Consider the following 14,929-nt stretch of genomic DNA (forward strand, 5'->3'; position numbering starts at 1 on the left):
GTATGAGCGACAACCTGATCGAGATCCGCGACCTGTGCGTCGCCTTCAACGGCCAGACCGTGGTGCGCAATCTGTGCCTGGACGTGCGCCCCGGCGAGTGCCTGGCACTGGTGGGTGAGTCGGGTTCAGGCAAATCGGTAACCGCCCATTCGATCCTGCAATTGCTGCCGCAAGCCGGTACGCAAACCACCGGCTCGATAAAGCATCGCGGCCAGGAATTGATCGGCGCTTCGGCGACCCTCCTGCAAAAGCTGCGCGGCAATCGCATTGCGATGATCTTCCAGGAGCCGATGACCTCGCTCAACCCCTTGCACAGCATCGAAAAACAGATTGGCGAAACCCTGCTGCTGCACAAGGGCCTCGGCGGCAAAGCCGCGCAAGCACGCATCCTCGAGCTGCTGGAACTGGTGGGCATCCAGAAACCCCAGGAACGCCTCAAGGCCTATCCCCACCAGCTCTCGGGCGGCCAGCGTCAGCGGGTGATGATCGCCATGGCCCTGGCCTGTGAGCCGCAACTGCTGATTGCCGACGAACCGACCACGGCGCTGGATGTGACGGTGCAGCGCACGATTCTGCTGCTGCTCAAATCCCTGCAGCAGCGCCTGGGCATGTCGCTGCTGCTGATCAGTCACGACCTTAATCTGGTACGCAGCATTGCTCAGCGGGTGTGCGTGATGCGTGCCGGGGAAATCGTCGAGCATGCCGACTGCCAAACCCTGTTCAACGCCCCGCAACATCCCTACAGCCGCCTGCTGCTGGATGCCGAACCGGCCGGCGCAGCCCTGTGCCTGGACGAGCGCGAAACGGTGTTGCAGGTGGATGACCTGAACGTACAATTCCCCCTTGGCGGCGGTTTGTTCCGCAGCAAAACGTACCTGCGCGCAGTGGACGGTATCAGCCTGAGCCTGCAACGCGGCAAGACCCTGGGCATCGTTGGCGAATCCGGTTCCGGCAAGTCCACCTTGGGCCAGGCGATCCTGCGCCTGCTGGATTCCAGCGGCGGCATTCGCTTCCAGGGCGAGGCCCTCGACAGCCTGACGCAAAAACAGATGCGCCCGTGGCGCAAGCAGATGCAGGTGGTGTTCCAGGACCCGTTCGGCAGTCTCAGCCCGCGCATGTCGGTGCACCAGATCATCAGCGAGGGCCTGGAAATCCACGCGCCCTGCAACCTCGAGGAGCGTGACGCGCAGGTGATCAAGGTGCTGCAAGACGTCGGTCTCGATCCCGCCAGCCGCCACCGCTATCCTCACGAGTTCTCCGGTGGCCAGCGCCAACGCATCGCCATCGCCCGTGCGCTGGTGCTGCGCCCGGCGCTGATACTGCTCGACGAACCTACCTCCGCGCTCGACCGTACGGTGCAAAAGCAGGTGGTGGCGCTGCTGCGTGAACTCCAGGACAAGTACGGTCTGACCTACCTGTTTATCAGCCATGACCTGGCGGTGGTGCGCGCATTGGCCCACGACCTGATCGTGATCAAGGACGGCAAGGTGGTGGAACGCGGACCGAGTCGTGACGTGTTCGAATCGCCGCAACATCCCTATACCCAAGAACTCCTCGCCGCCGCCTGCGTGTAGAACGGACCGCCGCCATGAACCCGATTGAAAGCCTCAAGGACTACCCGCACGTTCGCGGTCTGGCAATCCAGTCGCTGTTCGAGATCATCGAGCAGTCCAGCGAAGGCACGGTCATTGTCGACCGCGACGCCAATATTGTCTGGATGAACGAACGCTACGCCAAGCGCTTTGGCCTGCAAAGCGCCGACCAGGCAATCGGCCAGCCGTGTGAGCAGGTGATCTCCAACAGCCGGTTACGCCAGGTGGTGCGCAGCGACCGGCCAATCCTGCTGGATATCCAGGACACCCCGAAAGGTCCGCTGGTGGTGATGCGCCTGCCGATCCACGACGACGCCGGCGCGGTGATCGGAGCGATTGGTTTTGCACTGTTCGATGAGTTGCGCAACCTGTCGCCACTGATCGAACGCTACCTGAGCATGCAACAGGAGCTGGCGTCCACGCGCTCGTTACTGCGCTCGCGCCAGAGCAAATACAACTTCGCGCACTTTATCGGTACCAGCGCCGCCAGCCTGGAAGTCAAACGCCGTGCCCGGCGCAGTGCGAGTGCCGACTCGCCGGTATTGCTGCTGGGGGAAACAGGTACCGGCAAGGAGTTGCTGGCCCAGGCGATCCATGGTGCGTCCCCACGCGCCAACAAAGCCTTCGTCAGCATCAACAGTGCCGCGATTCCTAATGATCTGCTCGAGGCCGAATTTTTTGGCACCGCGCCAGGCGCGTTCACCGGCGCCGACCGCAAGGGGCGCCCCGGTAAACTGCAGATCGCCAAAGGCGGCACGCTGTTTCTTGATGAGATCGGCGACATGCCGTTGCCATTGCAAAGCAAACTGCTGCGGGTGTTGCAAGAGAAAGAATTTGAACCCGTAGGCTCCAACGAGATGATCCACAGCGATGTGCGAGTGATCGCCGCGACATCCACCGATCTTGAAGCGGCAATCGTGCGCGGCGAGTTTCGCGCAGACTTGTATTACCGCCTCAACGTGCTGCCGATCCAGGCACCGCCACTGCGCGAACGTCTGGACGACCTGCCAGCCTTGAGCGAAGCGATTCTCGAGGAACTGCGCAGCCGGCATGAACTGGACAGCGAAGCCTTGGCGCTACTGGCGCAACATGCCTGGCCGGGGAATATCCGCGAACTGCGCAATGTACTGGAACGGGCAGCGCTGCTCAGTGATGACTTGGTACTGGACGCTCGCCAGATTCGTGCCGCGATTGGCACATTAAGCCCGGTGGCGCGCGGTACCGTTGCGTCCGTCGAGGCCGAGACATTCAGCGCGGCACGAGAGCGGTTTGATCGACAGTTGATTACCGCCGCGTTGAAGCACTGCGAGGGGAACGTGATCGAGGCCGCCAAACGGCTGGGGCTGGGCCGATCGACCCTGTATAAGAAAATGGTTGCGCTGGGCATCGAATAGTCTCAATAAAGAGACAAATATCTCATAACCAAGACACTCGACTGTAGGAGCGAGCTTGCTCGCGAAAACCTACAGAACACCGCATGTATCCTGGATGTATGCGTCATCGTTAACCACCTTCGCGAGCAAGCTCGCTCCTACAAGAGCCGAGCCATCGTCTCATTACAGAGAAAAACACTTCTGAAACAATAAAAACATCATATATTTCAACAGCTTACGAATTGGCACAATTCCCGCATAACTCCCCTCATAAGCTTCACCCCACAAAAATAACGATCCGATGGAGACACACCATGAGTGTGATCATTGCCCTGGCAGCCCTCGTGCTGCTGATGCTGGCTGCCTACCGTGGCTACAGCGTCATCCTGTTCGCCCCGATTGCCGCCCTTGGCGCCGTGCTGCTCACCGACCCCTCCGCCGTTGCCCCGGCCTTTACCGGGGTGTTCATGGAAAAAATGGTCGGTTTTATCAAGCTGTATTTCCCGGTATTCCTGCTGGGCGCGGTGTTCGGCAAGCTGATCGAACTGTCGGGCTTCTCGCGCTCTATCGTCGCCGCCGCGATTCGCGTGCTCGGCACGCGCCAGGCAATGCTGGTGATCGTGCTGGTCTGCGCCCTGCTGACCTACGGTGGCGTTTCGCTGTTCGTGGTGGTGTTCGCGGTGTATCCGTTTGCCGCCGAGATGTTCCGCCAGAGCAATATCCCCAAGCGTCTGATCCCGGCGACCATCGCCCTCGGTGCGTTTTCGTTCACCATGGACGCGCTGCCCGGCACACCACAAATCCAGAACATCATCCCCAGCACCTTCTTCAACACCACCGCCTGGGCCGCGCCTTGGCTGGGCCTGATCGGCAGCATTTTTGTAGTCTGCGCCGGCATGCTCTATCTGGCGCGCCAGCGCAACAAGGCCCAGCGCGCCGGTGAAGGCTACGGCACCGAGTTGCGCAACGAACCGGAAACCGCTGAGAATCTGACGCTGCCCAACCCTTGGATCGCCGTGTCGCCGCTGTTGCTGGTCGGCCTCATGAACCTGCTGTTCACCCACTGGATTCCGCAGTGGTACGGCAAGACCCACAGCCTCAGCCTGCCAGGCATGAGCGCGCCGGTCACCACCGAAATCGCCAAGCTCACGGCGATCTGGGCGGTGCAGGCAGCGCTGCTGGTGGGGATCATCGTGGTACTGGTATTTGGCTGGTCGGCGATTCGCAGCAAGTTGGCCGAAGGCAGTAAAAGTGCGGTCAGTGGCGCGCTGCTGGCGGCGATGAATACGGCCTCGGAATACGGTTTCGGTGCGGTGATCGCCTCGTTGCCAGGCTTTCTGGTGTTGGCGGACTGGCTCAAGGGCATCCCCAACCCGTTGGTCAACGAGGCCATTACCGCGACCTTGCTGGCGGGTATCACCGGCTCGGCGTCCGGCGGCATGAGCATCGCCCTGGCGGCCATGTCCGAGAGTTTCATTGCCGCGGCCCACGCCGCCAATATCCCGCTTGAAGTCCTGCACCGGGTCGCCGCCATGGCCAGCGGCGGCATGGACACCCTGCCCCACAACGGCGCCGTCATCACGCTGCTGGCGGTCACCGGGCTGACCCATCGCGAAGCCTACAAAGATATTTTCGGCATCACCCTGATCAAGACCCTCGCGGTATTTGTGGTGATCGGTACTTTCTACGCCACCGGCATTGTGTGAGGTTTTCATGACGACATTAACTGGCAAGACCGCCCTGGTTACCGGCTCCACCAGCGGCATCGGCCTGGGCATCGCCCTGAGCCTGGCCAAGGCCGGCGCGGACCTGATCCTCAATGGTTTCGGCGACGCCCGCGCAGTGATCGCCGAGGTCGAAGCCTTCGGCGGCAAGGTCGGCCATCACCCGGCGGACGTCAGCGATCCGACGCAGATTGCCGACATGATCGCCTATGCCGAGCGCGAATTCGGCGGCGTCGACATTCTAGTGAACAACGCCGGTATCCAGCATGTGGCAGCCGTTGAAGACTTCCCGCTGGAGCGCTGGGACGCGATCATCGCGATCAACCTGTCGTCGGTGTTCCACAGCACGCGCCTCACTCTGCCGGGCATGAAACGCAAAGGCTGGGGGCGGATTATCAATATCGCGTCGGTGCACGGCCAGGTCGGTTCAGTGGGCAAGGCAGCCTACGTCGCCGCCAAGCACGGGGTGATTGGATTGACCAAGGTCGTCGGCCTGGAAACCGCCGGCAGCCCTGTCACCTGCAATGCGATTTGCCCTGGCTGGGTGTTGACACCGCTGGTGCAAAAGCAGATTGATGAACGCATCGCCAGCGGCGTCGACCCGCAACAGGCCCAGCATGACCTGCTGGCCGAGAAGCAACCATCGCTGGAGTTCGTCACGCCGCCACAGTTGGGGGAATTGGTCTTGTTCCTGTGCAGCGAAGCCGGTAGCCAGGTGCGCGGCGCGCGCTGGTTTCCCGGCGCCACGCTGAATTTTGCCGAGCACCTGCTGCGCCGCCGCGACGAACATACAGCGGTGGTGGCCATCGCTGAAGACGGCCAACGCGAACAATTGACCTATGCCGAACTGGCTCGCCACGTCGCCGGCCTGCAACGCAGCTTGCGCGCCGCCGGCGTGGGCTGTGGCGATCGCGTGGCCGCGTGCATGCCCAACACCTGGCAGACGCTGGTCGGCATGTTGGCGACCACCAGCCTCGGCGCCATCTGGTCCTGTTCCTCGCCGGACTTCGGTACCCAGGGCGTCATCGACCGCTTCGGCCAGATCGAACCCAAGGTGCTGATCACCTGCGCGGGTTATCGCTACGCCGGCAAGCTCATCGACCAGAGCGCCAAGCTCAATGAAATCCTGGCACGCCTGCCCTCCCTGGAACAGTTGATCATCGTGCCTTATGCCCGGCCCGCAGCGCGCATCGACGACTATCAGACCCAGGCCAACGTCGCCCTCTGGGACCATTTCTACAGCGCTGGCGGCGAGCCCGAATTTGTCGCCGTGCCCTTCGACCACCCGCTGTATATCCTCTACTCCAGCGGCACCACCGGCGTGCCCAAATGCATCATCCACGGCACCGGTGGCGTGCTGCTGACCCACCTCAAGGAACATGGACTGCACGCCGATCTCTCACGTGACGATTGCTTGTTCTACTACACCACCTGCGGCTGGATGATGTGGAACTGGTTGGTCTCGGTGCTGGCCATCGGCGCCACGGCGGTACTGTATGACGGTTCGCCGTTTCATCCAGGGCCTGAACGGTTGATGGATTTGATCGACCAGGAACAGATCAGCATCTTCGGCACCAGCCCGAAATTCCTCACGACCCTGGAAAAAGCCGGCCTGCAACCGCGCTTGAGCCACCACCTGAGCAGCCTCAAGGGCTTGATTTCCACCGGCTCGCCGTTATCGCCCCAGAGCTACGATTATGTATACCGCGAGATCAAACAAGAGCTGTGCCTGTCGTCGATGTCCGGCGGCACCGATATCGTTTCCTGCTTTGTGATTGGCAACCCGGTGCTGCCGGTACGGCGTGGCGAAATGCAATGCAAGAGCCTGGCGATGGCCATCGAGGTGTGGGATGACCAGGGCCAGCCGCTGATTGGCGAAAAAGGCGAATTGGTGTGTACCCGGCACTTCCCGGCAATGCCCATCGGCCTGTGGAATGACCCACAGCAGGAAAAACTCCGCGCCTCTTACTTCAAGCTGTTCCCGGGCGTCTGGGCCCAGGGCGATTACGCTGAACAACGGCCCGACGGCAGCTTGCTGATCCATGGTCGCTCGGACGCGGTACTCAACCCTGGCGGCGTGCGTATTGGCACCGCGGAGATTTACCGCCAAGTGGAAAAAGTCCCGCAGGTCCTAGAAAGCCTGGCCATCGGTCAGCGTTGGCAGGACGATGTGCGAGTGGTGCTGTTCGTGCGCTTGCAGGACGGCGTGGCGCTGGACGCGGCACTTGAACGACAGATCCGCGACGTGATTCGCGCCAACACCACGCCCCGGCACGTTCCGGCGAAGATCCTCGGGGTCACGGACATTCCCCGTACCATCAGCGGCAAGATCGTCGAGCTGGCGGTAAGGAACGTGGTGCATGGCGAAACGGTGAAAAACACCGATGCACTGGCCAACCCCGAAGCCCTGGAGCAGTTTCGCAACCGTCCTGAACTCGCATGAAGATGAAAGGTTTCGGCGCTGACGCACTCATTTGAAGACAACCCCCTCAAGCATGCTATTTTTCGAGGGGTAGTCAGCCGGTCTCGCGCCACGGGAGAGTCGGCTTTTGTCAATTTTCAAAGCGTTACGCGCAGAGCACCTATATGAACGGATCTCCCCTCGGCAGTGAAGCCGTAGCACTGATCGCACAGTTGGACTGGGCAGAAAGCCCCCTCGGTGATGCCTGCAACTGGCCGCAAAGTCTGCGCACGGCAGTCGACATCGTCATCCACTCACCCATGCCAATGCTCCTGCTATGGGGCGACGAACTCACGCAGATCTACAATGATGGCTTCGCACTGCTGGCCGGTAATAAGCACCCGCAAGGTTTTGGCCAGCCAACCCATCTGATCTGGCCAGAACTTGAAGGCTTCACCGGCCCAATCTACAGCGCCGTGTTGGCCGGCCAGGTGCGCAGCTTCAGCGAGCAGCGCTTTGTCCTGCAACGCAACCATCGCGACACTGAGATCTGGCTTGACCTGACCTACAGCCCGATCCGTGACGAGCAAGGCCAGGTCGCGGGGATCCTGGTCACGGCCATCGAAACCAACGAGCGGCGGCAGTTTGCCCAAGAGCTGCAACAACGCTCCGAAGAAATCCTCGAGGCCCAGCAGAATACCGAACAGCGCCTGCAATTGGCCTTGGCCGCGACAGATGCGGTAGGCACCTGGGACTGGGATATCGCCAGTGACCGCTTTATCGCCGACGCGCATTTCGCCCAATTGCATGGCGTCGACCCCGAACGGGCCGGTCGCTTGCCCATCAGCGACTACCTGCTCGGGGTCCATCCGGAAGACCGTGGCCTGGTGGCCCGCAGCATCAAGCATTGCATCACCCATGGCACCGAGTACGCCGAGGAGTACCGCCTGCTCCAGGCCAACGACCAGGTGCGCTGGGTATTTGCCCGTGGCCGCTGCTATAAGGATCACCATGGCCGGCCCGCACGTTTTCTCGGGGCCGCCGTGGACCTGACTGAACGCAAACACACCGAGCAGGCGCTACGCCACCTCAACGATACCCTCGAAGAGCGCGTGAACCAGCGCACCCAGGCGCTGGCCGAAGCCAACCAGCGCCTGCAAAACGAGATGCTCGAGCGTGAGCGTGCCGAAGAGGCCTTGCGTCACGCGCAGAAAATGGAAGCCGTGGGGCAACTTACCGGGGGTATCGCCCATGACTTCAACAACATGCTCACCGGCATAATCGGCAGCCTGGACCTGATGCAGCGCTACATCGCGGCAGGTCGCAGCGAAGATATCGGGCGATTCGCCGCCGCCGCCGTGGCCTCGGCCCACCGTGCTGCCGCGCTGACCCACCGTTTGCTGGCGTTCTCCCGACGCCAATCCCTCGACCGCCGGCCGCTTGACCCCAATCAACTGGTCGCGTCGCTGGAAGAACTGTTCCGCCGCACCAAGGGCGCCCACATCAACCTCAAGGTGCAACTGGGCAACGACATCTGGCCTGTCAACACCGATGCCAGCCAACTGGAAAACGCCCTGCTCAACCTGGTGATCAACGCCCGCGATGCGATGCCCGAGGGTGGACAGCTGCGTATCGAGACGGCCAACAGTTACCTCGACGGTACCGACATCATCACCCTGGAACCGGTCAAGGCCGGTGATTATGTGATGCTGGGCGTCTGCGATAACGGCACCGGCATGACCCCGAAGGTCCTGGCCAAGGTTTTCGACCCGTTCTTTACCACCAAGCCTATAGGCCAGGGTACAGGGCTGGGACTGTCGATGATTTACGGTTTTGCCCAGCAATCGGGTGGCCATGTCACGATTCAAAGTGAACCTGACCGCGGCACATGCGTACGCCTGTACTTGCCGCGCCTGCACGGCACCGCCCCGGAAAAAACTCCGCCCGAAAGTCCTTCCGAGGCGCCGGTCGCACTGCACGGCGAAGCGGTGGTGGTAGTCGAGGAAGATGCCGCGGTGCGCATGCTGGTGGTCAACGTGCTCGACGAACTGGGTTATACCGCCCACCAGGCCGCCGATGCCCGGACAGCGCTGACGTTACTGGAGTCTGATCTGCGTGTGGACTTGCTGGTCACCGATGTCGGATTGCCCGGCATGAACGGTCGGCAATTGGCGGAAATTACGCGCCAGTACCGCCCCGGACTCAAGGTATTGTTTATGACGGCATACGCTGAGAATGCCGTTGAACGTCAGGGTTTTCTCGAAGAAGGCATGGACATGGTGGGCAAGCCGTTCTCCATTGAGCTGCTGGCGACTAAAATTCGCAGCATGATCAACGCCATCGAGCGAGTTGATGCATAATCGCGCGCCTTCAAGCCCGACCGTTGCAAGGTAATTGCCGATGAAAGCCCAAGCCCGTCATATCCTGGTGAAGACCAGCGAAGAAGCCGAACAGCTCAAGCAGCGTATTGCCAAGGGCGAAGCCTTTGATGTGCTGGCCAAAAAGTATTCCACCTGCCCCTCCGGCAAGCGGGGTGGTGACTTGGGCGAGGTGCGGCCGGGGCAGATGGTCGGCGTGATCGATGCGGTGATTTTCAAGAAACCGCTGCGGGTGGTGCACGGGCCGATCAAGAGCAAGTTTGGTTATCATCTGGTGCAGGTGTTTTACCGCGACTGAATCTGCAGCGTGGCCGGTTTTGGGGCTGGTTCGCAACCCCACGCGGCCGCGTTCTACTCGCCGGCTGCTACAGGTATTCCGTCTCTGGGAATCAATGCGCCTGGCACCTGGATCACCCGGCTTGCCAAGCGGTGGCCGGAACGGGCCGCCTGTTCCGGTGTGCCGCCTTTGAGCCGCCCGGCCAGATACGCCGCACTGAACGAATCCCCTGCCGCTGTGGTGTCCACCACCGTTTCGACCTTCAGCGCCGGCACGGCAAAGCGCTCGCCGGCGCAACGAATCAGGCAGTCCTCCGCTCCCCGCTTGAGTACCACTTCCTCAATCGCCGGGTAAGCGGCAAATACTTGCTCGCTGTCGGCATAACCAAACAGCGCGTGTTCGTCATCCTCGGTCAGCAACGCCATATCCACCTGTGTCAGCACCTTCCGATACGCTGCGCGCGCGGCCTCGACACTGGTCCAGAGTCGCGCTCGGTAGTTATTGTCGAACACCACGCTGGCGCCGCGCTTGCGCGCCTCCACCAGGCTTTCCAGCAAATGCTGGCGCCCTGCCTCACCCAGCACCGCCAGCGTGATACCACTGAAATACAACACGTCGTAAGTCGGCAAGGCCGCCAGGATCGGCCCCGCCGTCGGCGTGGTGAAGCAATCGCGCACGGCAGCCTCATTGCGCCAGTAGAGAAATTTCCGCTCACCGCGAGCATCGACCTGAATGCAGTACAAGCCCGGCAAGCGGCCCGGCAGGCGCTGCACCCTGCTCAGGCCCAGACCTTCTTCGGACCATTGCTGGCACATGGCATCACTGAAGCTGTCATCGCCCAAGGCCGTGACGTAATCCACGACACTCTTGTCTCCCAGCTCGCGACGCAGATAGACCGCGGTGTTCAGGGTGTCGCCGCCGAAGCTCTGTTGCAGACTGCCGTCGGCACGCTGTTGCAGCTCGATCATGCATTCGCCGATCAGGGCGATGCGCGGGGGTGAGTTCATACTGAGACCTCTTGAGGGTTCGGGTGCTTTGCTGCAGACACTAAAAGCGCGTCTGCAGCGTTTCGATCACCTGCAATTGCTCATCCACCAGGCAGCCCACTTGCCATTTGTCGAAGGTCAGGCAAGGGTGGGAAGTACCGAAGGAAATGATGTCACCGATGCGCAATTCAACCCCCGGCGCCACGCTCATGAACGCGTGCTGGTCCATCACCGCCGTGACTTTGCACGCACCGACATCATCCCCCACCGCCGGTAACACACCGGCTTTGTAGCGCTTGAGCGGCACCGGCAAACCAGCGTCATAGGCCACGTCACGCTTGCCCAGGGCAATCACCGCAAAACCCGGTTCCGGCAGCGACTGCACATGGGCCCACACTTCCAGGGCCGGGCGCAGGCCTTCGTCGAGGTCATTACGACGTTCGAGTACACAGCACTGAGCCTCTTTGTAGATCCCATGGTCATGTGCCACGTAGCTGCCGGGACGCAACACACTGAGAAAGCGGCCTGCTGCGTTTTGCGCTTCGAAGGACTCGGCGATCAAGTCGTACCAGGCCGATCCCGACGCGGTAATGATCGGCTTGCCAATGTCGAATGAGCCGCTGTCTTGCAGATCCACCGCAAGACGCACCAGCGAGGCGGCGAACTCACGAATACCGCTGACGGCCTGCTCGCCGTGGATCACGCCCTCGTAACCTTCAATTCCGGTCAAGGCCAATGCCGGCTGGGCCCGGATCGCTCTGGCCAGCGCCAGCACCGCTTGCTCGCTGCGGCAACCACAACGCCCGCCGACCACGCCGTATTCGATCATCACGTTCAACCGCAGGCCACGGGCGGCGAAGAAAGCACCGAGGTCGGCGACGTTGTCCGGATGGTCGACCATGCAATAAAAGTCGAACGCGGGATCAGCCAGCAACTCAGCGATCAACGCCATGTTCGGCGCGCCCACCAGTTGATTGGCCATCAATACCCGGCGGACGCCACCCGCATAGGCCGCGCGGGTCTGCACCGCGCTGGCCAGGGTAATGCCCCAGGCACCTTGCGCCAACTGACGCTGGAACAACGCCGGCATCATGCTGGTCTTGCCGTGGGGGGCCAGTTGCGCGCCACTTTTGCTGACGAAATCCTGCATCCAGCGGATGTTGTGCTCCAGCGCATCGCGATGCAGCACCAGCGCAGGCAGGCTGACGTCGCGCACCAGATGCGCACCGAGGGCGGCGGCGCCTTTTTCAACGGCATTGAAGGCAGACATGGGGTTACTCCGTTTCTTTAATCATTGATGCGACGGGCCAGGTTGTCGGCGCTTTCGATCAACACCCGGCGGTAGTCGTTGTAGTTATTCCTGGCATCGGCACGTGGCGCAACAATGCACAGGGTCGCAATACTGACGCCTTGCGCGTCCCGCACCGGGGCGGCAAAGCAATGGGTGAAGGTGTCGGCGACACTGTCGAAGGAAAAGAAGCCGTCGAGGGTGGCCTGGCGGATTTGCTCGAGGAAGCTTTCCACGGACAGACGCTGACCGTCCGGGAGGATGAAGTCGTCAGGGTCGATCAAGTCGACGATTTGCTGGTCGCTCAGATGCCCCAACAGCAGACGTCCGGAGGCAGTCCAGGGAATCGGCGCGTTCTCGCCGATGTCCGAGGAAATCCGGAAGTGCCGCTCGCCCTCGCGCATCAGCGCAACCGTGTATTTACGGCCGTTGAGCAGGCACATTTGCGCGGTTTCGTGGGTCTGGCTGACGATTTCCTGCAGGGCGTGATCAGCCTCGCGTGTCAGGTCGAAATGGCGCAAGTGCGCCTGACCGAGAAAGTACAGCTGACGCCCCAGGTAAACGTGACCGTCCTTGCCCACGGTTTCGAGGATCCGCCGCGCCAACAACGAGGCGACCAATTCATACACCGTGGATTTAGGGCTGCCGATGCCGCTGGCAATATCGTTCGGGCGCAGGGGCTGGCCGACTTCCTTGAGAAAATCGAGGATATCGAACGCCCGGTCGAGGCCTTTGGCGCGGCGCTTGATGGTGTCTTCGGTCATGGCTGTCTTGGGTCCCGTTGGAGAGGTTGGGAGGGTAACTGGATGGGGGATGGGTGTCAGTTGGATCGCCTCCTCACCCTAACCCTCTCCCCAGGGGGGAGAGGGGACTGAGCGAAGTGTTTTACGAAATTCTGCGACCTGAAAAACCGAATCGATTATGGATTCAAAGCTGATACTCCAGGTCGCGGATTTTCTCAAATATCCCCCAATCAGTCCCCTCTCCCCTTTGGGGAGAGGGCTAGGGTGAGGGGTGACCCTCAATCTCCCCCACATCCCACCCGCTACTTCTTCTTATAAGCCACGCAATCAATCTCGACCTTGCAATCAACCATCATGTTCGCCTGCACACAGGCCCGTGCCGGCGCATGTTCAGGGCTGAAGTATTCGCCGAAGACCTTGTTGAAACTCCAGAAATCCCGTGGGTCTTCCAGCCACACGCCGACCCGCACCACATCCTCGAGGGCATAGCCGGCTTCTTCGAGAATCGCCACCACATTCTTCATGGTCTGGCGGGTCTGTTCGACAATCCCGCCGCTGATGATTTCCCCCTCTACCGCCGGCACCTGCCCGGAGACATACAACCAGCCATCGGCCTCCACCGCGCGGGCAAAAGGACGAGGCTGACCGCCGCCGGCGGTGCTGCCGGTGCCGTAACGAGTAATACTCATAGTGTTTCTCCTGATATGAAGCTGAAAATCAAAACCGGATGTTCTTCAAAAATTCCGCCAGGCGCGGCGATTGCGGGCGCTCGAACATGTCTTTCGGCGGTCCCTGCTCTTCGATACGCCCCTGGTTCATAAACACAATCTTGTCCGAGACCTCGTAGGCAAAGCGCATCTCATGGGTCACCAGCAACATGGTCATGCCCTCTTCCGCCAGGCCCTTGATCACACTGAGCACTTCGCCGACCAACTCGGGGTCGAGTGCCGAAGTCACTTCGTCGAACAGCATCAAGCTCGGGTTCATCGCAATGGCCCGGGCAATCGCCACGCGCTGTTGCTGTCCGCCGGACAACTGACCGGGAAAATGATTGCGACGTTCCAGCAAGCCCACGCGATCCAGCCATTTTTCGGCCAGCGCGATGGCTTCGTCCCTGGCCAGTTTCTTGACCTTGAGCAAACCGAGGGTAACGTTCTGCAACGCGGTCAAATGCGGGAACAGGTTGAACTGCTGGAACGCCATGCCGGTCATGGCCCGATGTTGGGCGATGAGCTTTTCCGGATGTCGTACACGCTTACCGGCTACATCGCTGTAGCCAATGAACTCACCGTCGAGGGTGATCTGTCCGCCCTGAAACTCTTCCAGCAGGTTGACGCAACGCAGCAGCGTGGTCTTGCCCGAGCCGCTGGAGCCGATCAACGTCACCACGTTGCCGCGCTGCATGGACAGGTCGACGCCCTTGAGCACTTCCACCGCGCCGTATTGTTTGCGCAGGCCACGAATATTCAGCAGGGGCTGCGTTTCAGTAAGAGATTGAATCATGGCAAGGCCACCCGCTTTTCAATGTAGCGCCCGAACAATTCGATGGCGTAGTTGATGACAAAGAACAGAAATCCGGCGAACAGGTAAAACTCCAGGGTCATGAACGTCCGCGCTATCACCTGTTGCGTGCTCAGCAGCAATTCGGCAACACCAATCACCGAGAGCAAGGTCGAGGCCTTGACGATTTCCGTCGACGAGTTGACCCAGGTTGGCAGGATTTGCCGCAACGCCTGGGGCAGCAATACATAGCCCAACGACTGATAGAAGGTCAGTCCGATTGCCTTGCCGGCCTCCAGTTGGCCAGCGGCAATGGCCTGCAGCGCACCCCGCACGATCTCTGCGACATGGGAACCGCAGAACAACGTCAACCCCAGGACGCCAGCCTGGAATGCGCTGATCGGCCAACCCAGCGCCGGCGCCATGTAGAAGCAGGCCAATACCAGCACAAACACCGGTGTGCCGCGGATCAGGTCAACGTACAAACGAAACGGCGCGCGCATCCAGAACTTGCCGTAGGTCAGCACCAACCCGGCGACAATGCCGATCAGGGTGCCAAAGATAATCGCCAGCACCGAGCAATAAACGCTGGTCTGGAACCCCGCCCAGAGCGTATCCCGGGCGATCCACAACTCATGCAACCAGCTGGGGGATTCGTACATGGGCA

Annotated in this window: 12 protein-coding genes and 1 pseudogene; 7 read left to right on the forward strand and 6 right to left on the reverse strand. The window is 61.0% G+C overall.

The genetic code is table 11. The features are described from left to right. Positions 1 to 2 precede the first annotated feature (2 nt). From BLU75_RS12670 to BLU75_RS12695, 7 genes and pseudogenes are all read left to right on the forward strand, one after another. Entirely contained in the window at positions 3 to 1,574 is a 1,572-nt protein-coding gene (locus BLU75_RS12670) for an ABC transporter ATP-binding protein (RefSeq protein WP_084378808.1), read from the forward strand. 14 nt (positions 1,575 to 1,588) lie between these two features. Continuing rightward, on the forward strand, positions 1,589 to 2,986 hold the full coding sequence (locus BLU75_RS12675; RefSeq protein ID WP_090221471.1) for a sigma-54 interaction domain-containing protein: 1,398 nt from the start codon (positions 1,589 to 1,591) through the stop codon (positions 2,984 to 2,986). Between the two features lie 293 nt (positions 2,987 to 3,279). Further along, entirely contained in the window at positions 3,280 to 4,671 is a 1,392-nt protein-coding gene (locus BLU75_RS12680) for a GntP family permease (RefSeq protein ID WP_090221472.1), read from the forward strand. Between the two features lie 7 nt (positions 4,672 to 4,678). Beyond that, a pseudogene (locus BLU75_RS27865) lies at positions 4,679 to 5,422 on the forward strand (3-hydroxybutyrate dehydrogenase); the annotation flags it as partial. Continuing rightward, entirely contained in the window at positions 5,405 to 7,132 is a 1,728-nt protein-coding gene (locus tag BLU75_RS12685) for an acetoacetate--CoA ligase (protein ID WP_231982671.1), read from the forward strand. The pseudogene BLU75_RS27865 and the gene BLU75_RS12685, both read left to right, overlap by 18 nt. 143 nt (positions 7,133 to 7,275) lie before the next feature. Next, complete coding sequence (locus BLU75_RS12690; protein WP_090221473.1) at positions 7,276 to 9,450, forward strand: hybrid sensor histidine kinase/response regulator; 2,175 nt, start codon at positions 7,276 to 7,278, stop codon at positions 9,448 to 9,450. 40 nt (positions 9,451 to 9,490) lie between these two features. Further along, the gene (locus BLU75_RS12695) at positions 9,491 to 9,766 is read left to right on the forward strand and encodes a peptidylprolyl isomerase (protein ID WP_007898282.1); all 276 of its coding nucleotides are present in this window, start codon (positions 9,491 to 9,493) and stop codon (positions 9,764 to 9,766) included. Positions 9,767 to 9,819: 53 nt separating this feature from the next. Here the strand turns inward: BLU75_RS12695 and BLU75_RS12700 are convergent, their stop codons facing one another. The 6 genes from BLU75_RS12700 to BLU75_RS12725 all read right to left on the reverse strand — a co-directional run bounded on the left by BLU75_RS12700 (position 9,820) and on the right by BLU75_RS12725 (position 14,924). Continuing rightward, a complete protein-coding gene (locus BLU75_RS12700; RefSeq protein WP_084378813.1) occupies positions 9,820 to 10,752 on the reverse strand; it encodes a sugar kinase in 933 nt (310 codons plus the stop codon). Between the two features lie 40 nt (positions 10,753 to 10,792). Then, a complete protein-coding gene (locus tag BLU75_RS12705) occupies positions 10,793 to 12,001 on the reverse strand; it encodes an amino acid deaminase (RefSeq protein WP_084378814.1) in 1,209 nt (402 codons plus the stop codon). Between the two features lie 17 nt (positions 12,002 to 12,018). Then, complete coding sequence (locus BLU75_RS12710; RefSeq protein WP_084378815.1) at positions 12,019 to 12,783, reverse strand: IclR family transcriptional regulator; 765 nt, start codon at positions 12,781 to 12,783, stop codon at positions 12,019 to 12,021. Positions 12,784 to 13,064: 281 nt separating this feature from the next. Further along, entirely contained in the window at positions 13,065 to 13,451 is a 387-nt protein-coding gene (locus tag BLU75_RS12715) for a RidA family protein (protein WP_084378816.1), read from the reverse strand. Between the two features lie 28 nt (positions 13,452 to 13,479). Further along, entirely contained in the window at positions 13,480 to 14,265 is a 786-nt protein-coding gene (locus tag BLU75_RS12720; RefSeq protein ID WP_084378817.1) for an amino acid ABC transporter ATP-binding protein, read from the reverse strand. Beyond that, positions 14,262 to 14,924: an amino acid ABC transporter permease gene (locus BLU75_RS12725; RefSeq protein ID WP_084378818.1), complete on the reverse strand. Its 663-nt coding sequence runs from the start codon at positions 14,922 to 14,924 to the stop codon at positions 14,262 to 14,264. The genes BLU75_RS12720 and BLU75_RS12725 overlap by 4 nt, the downstream gene beginning before the upstream one ends. Positions 14,925 to 14,929: the final 5 nt, after the last annotated feature.

The sequence above is a fragment of the Pseudomonas mucidolens genome (genome assembly GCF_900106045.1).
Taxonomy (GTDB): Bacteria; Pseudomonadota; Gammaproteobacteria; order Pseudomonadales; family Pseudomonadaceae; genus Aquipseudomonas; species Aquipseudomonas mucidolens.

Bases quoted from the DNA above. Each gene is read 5' to 3' on its own strand.
- BLU75_RS12690 (WP_090221473.1), top strand. From the start codon at position 7,276: ATGAACGGATCTCCCCTCGGCAGTGAAGCCGTAGCACTGATCGCACAG.
- BLU75_RS12710 (WP_084378815.1), bottom strand. From the start codon at position 12,783: ATGACCGAAGACACCATCAAGCGCCGCGCCAAAGGCCTCGACCGGGCG.
- BLU75_RS12700 (WP_084378813.1), bottom strand. From the start codon at position 10,752: ATGAACTCACCCCCGCGCATCGCCCTGATCGGCGAATGCATGATCGAG.
- BLU75_RS12705 (WP_084378814.1), bottom strand. From the start codon at position 12,001: ATGTCTGCCTTCAATGCCGTTGAAAAAGGCGCCGCCGCCCTCGGTGCG.
- BLU75_RS12680 (WP_090221472.1), top strand. From the start codon at position 3,280: ATGAGTGTGATCATTGCCCTGGCAGCCCTCGTGCTGCTGATGCTGGCT.
- BLU75_RS12725 (WP_084378818.1), bottom strand. From the start codon at position 14,924: ATGTACGAATCCCCCAGCTGGTTGCATGAGTTGTGGATCGCCCGGGAT.
- BLU75_RS12720 (WP_084378817.1), bottom strand. From the start codon at position 14,265: ATGATTCAATCTCTTACTGAAACGCAGCCCCTGCTGAATATTCGTGGC.
- BLU75_RS12670 (WP_084378808.1), top strand. From the start codon at position 3: ATGAGCGACAACCTGATCGAGATCCGCGACCTGTGCGTCGCCTTCAAC.
- BLU75_RS12695 (WP_007898282.1), top strand. From the start codon at position 9,491: ATGAAAGCCCAAGCCCGTCATATCCTGGTGAAGACCAGCGAAGAAGCC.
- BLU75_RS12675 (WP_090221471.1), top strand. From the start codon at position 1,589: ATGAACCCGATTGAAAGCCTCAAGGACTACCCGCACGTTCGCGGTCTG.
- BLU75_RS12715 (WP_084378816.1), bottom strand. From the start codon at position 13,451: ATGAGTATTACTCGTTACGGCACCGGCAGCACCGCCGGCGGCGGTCAG.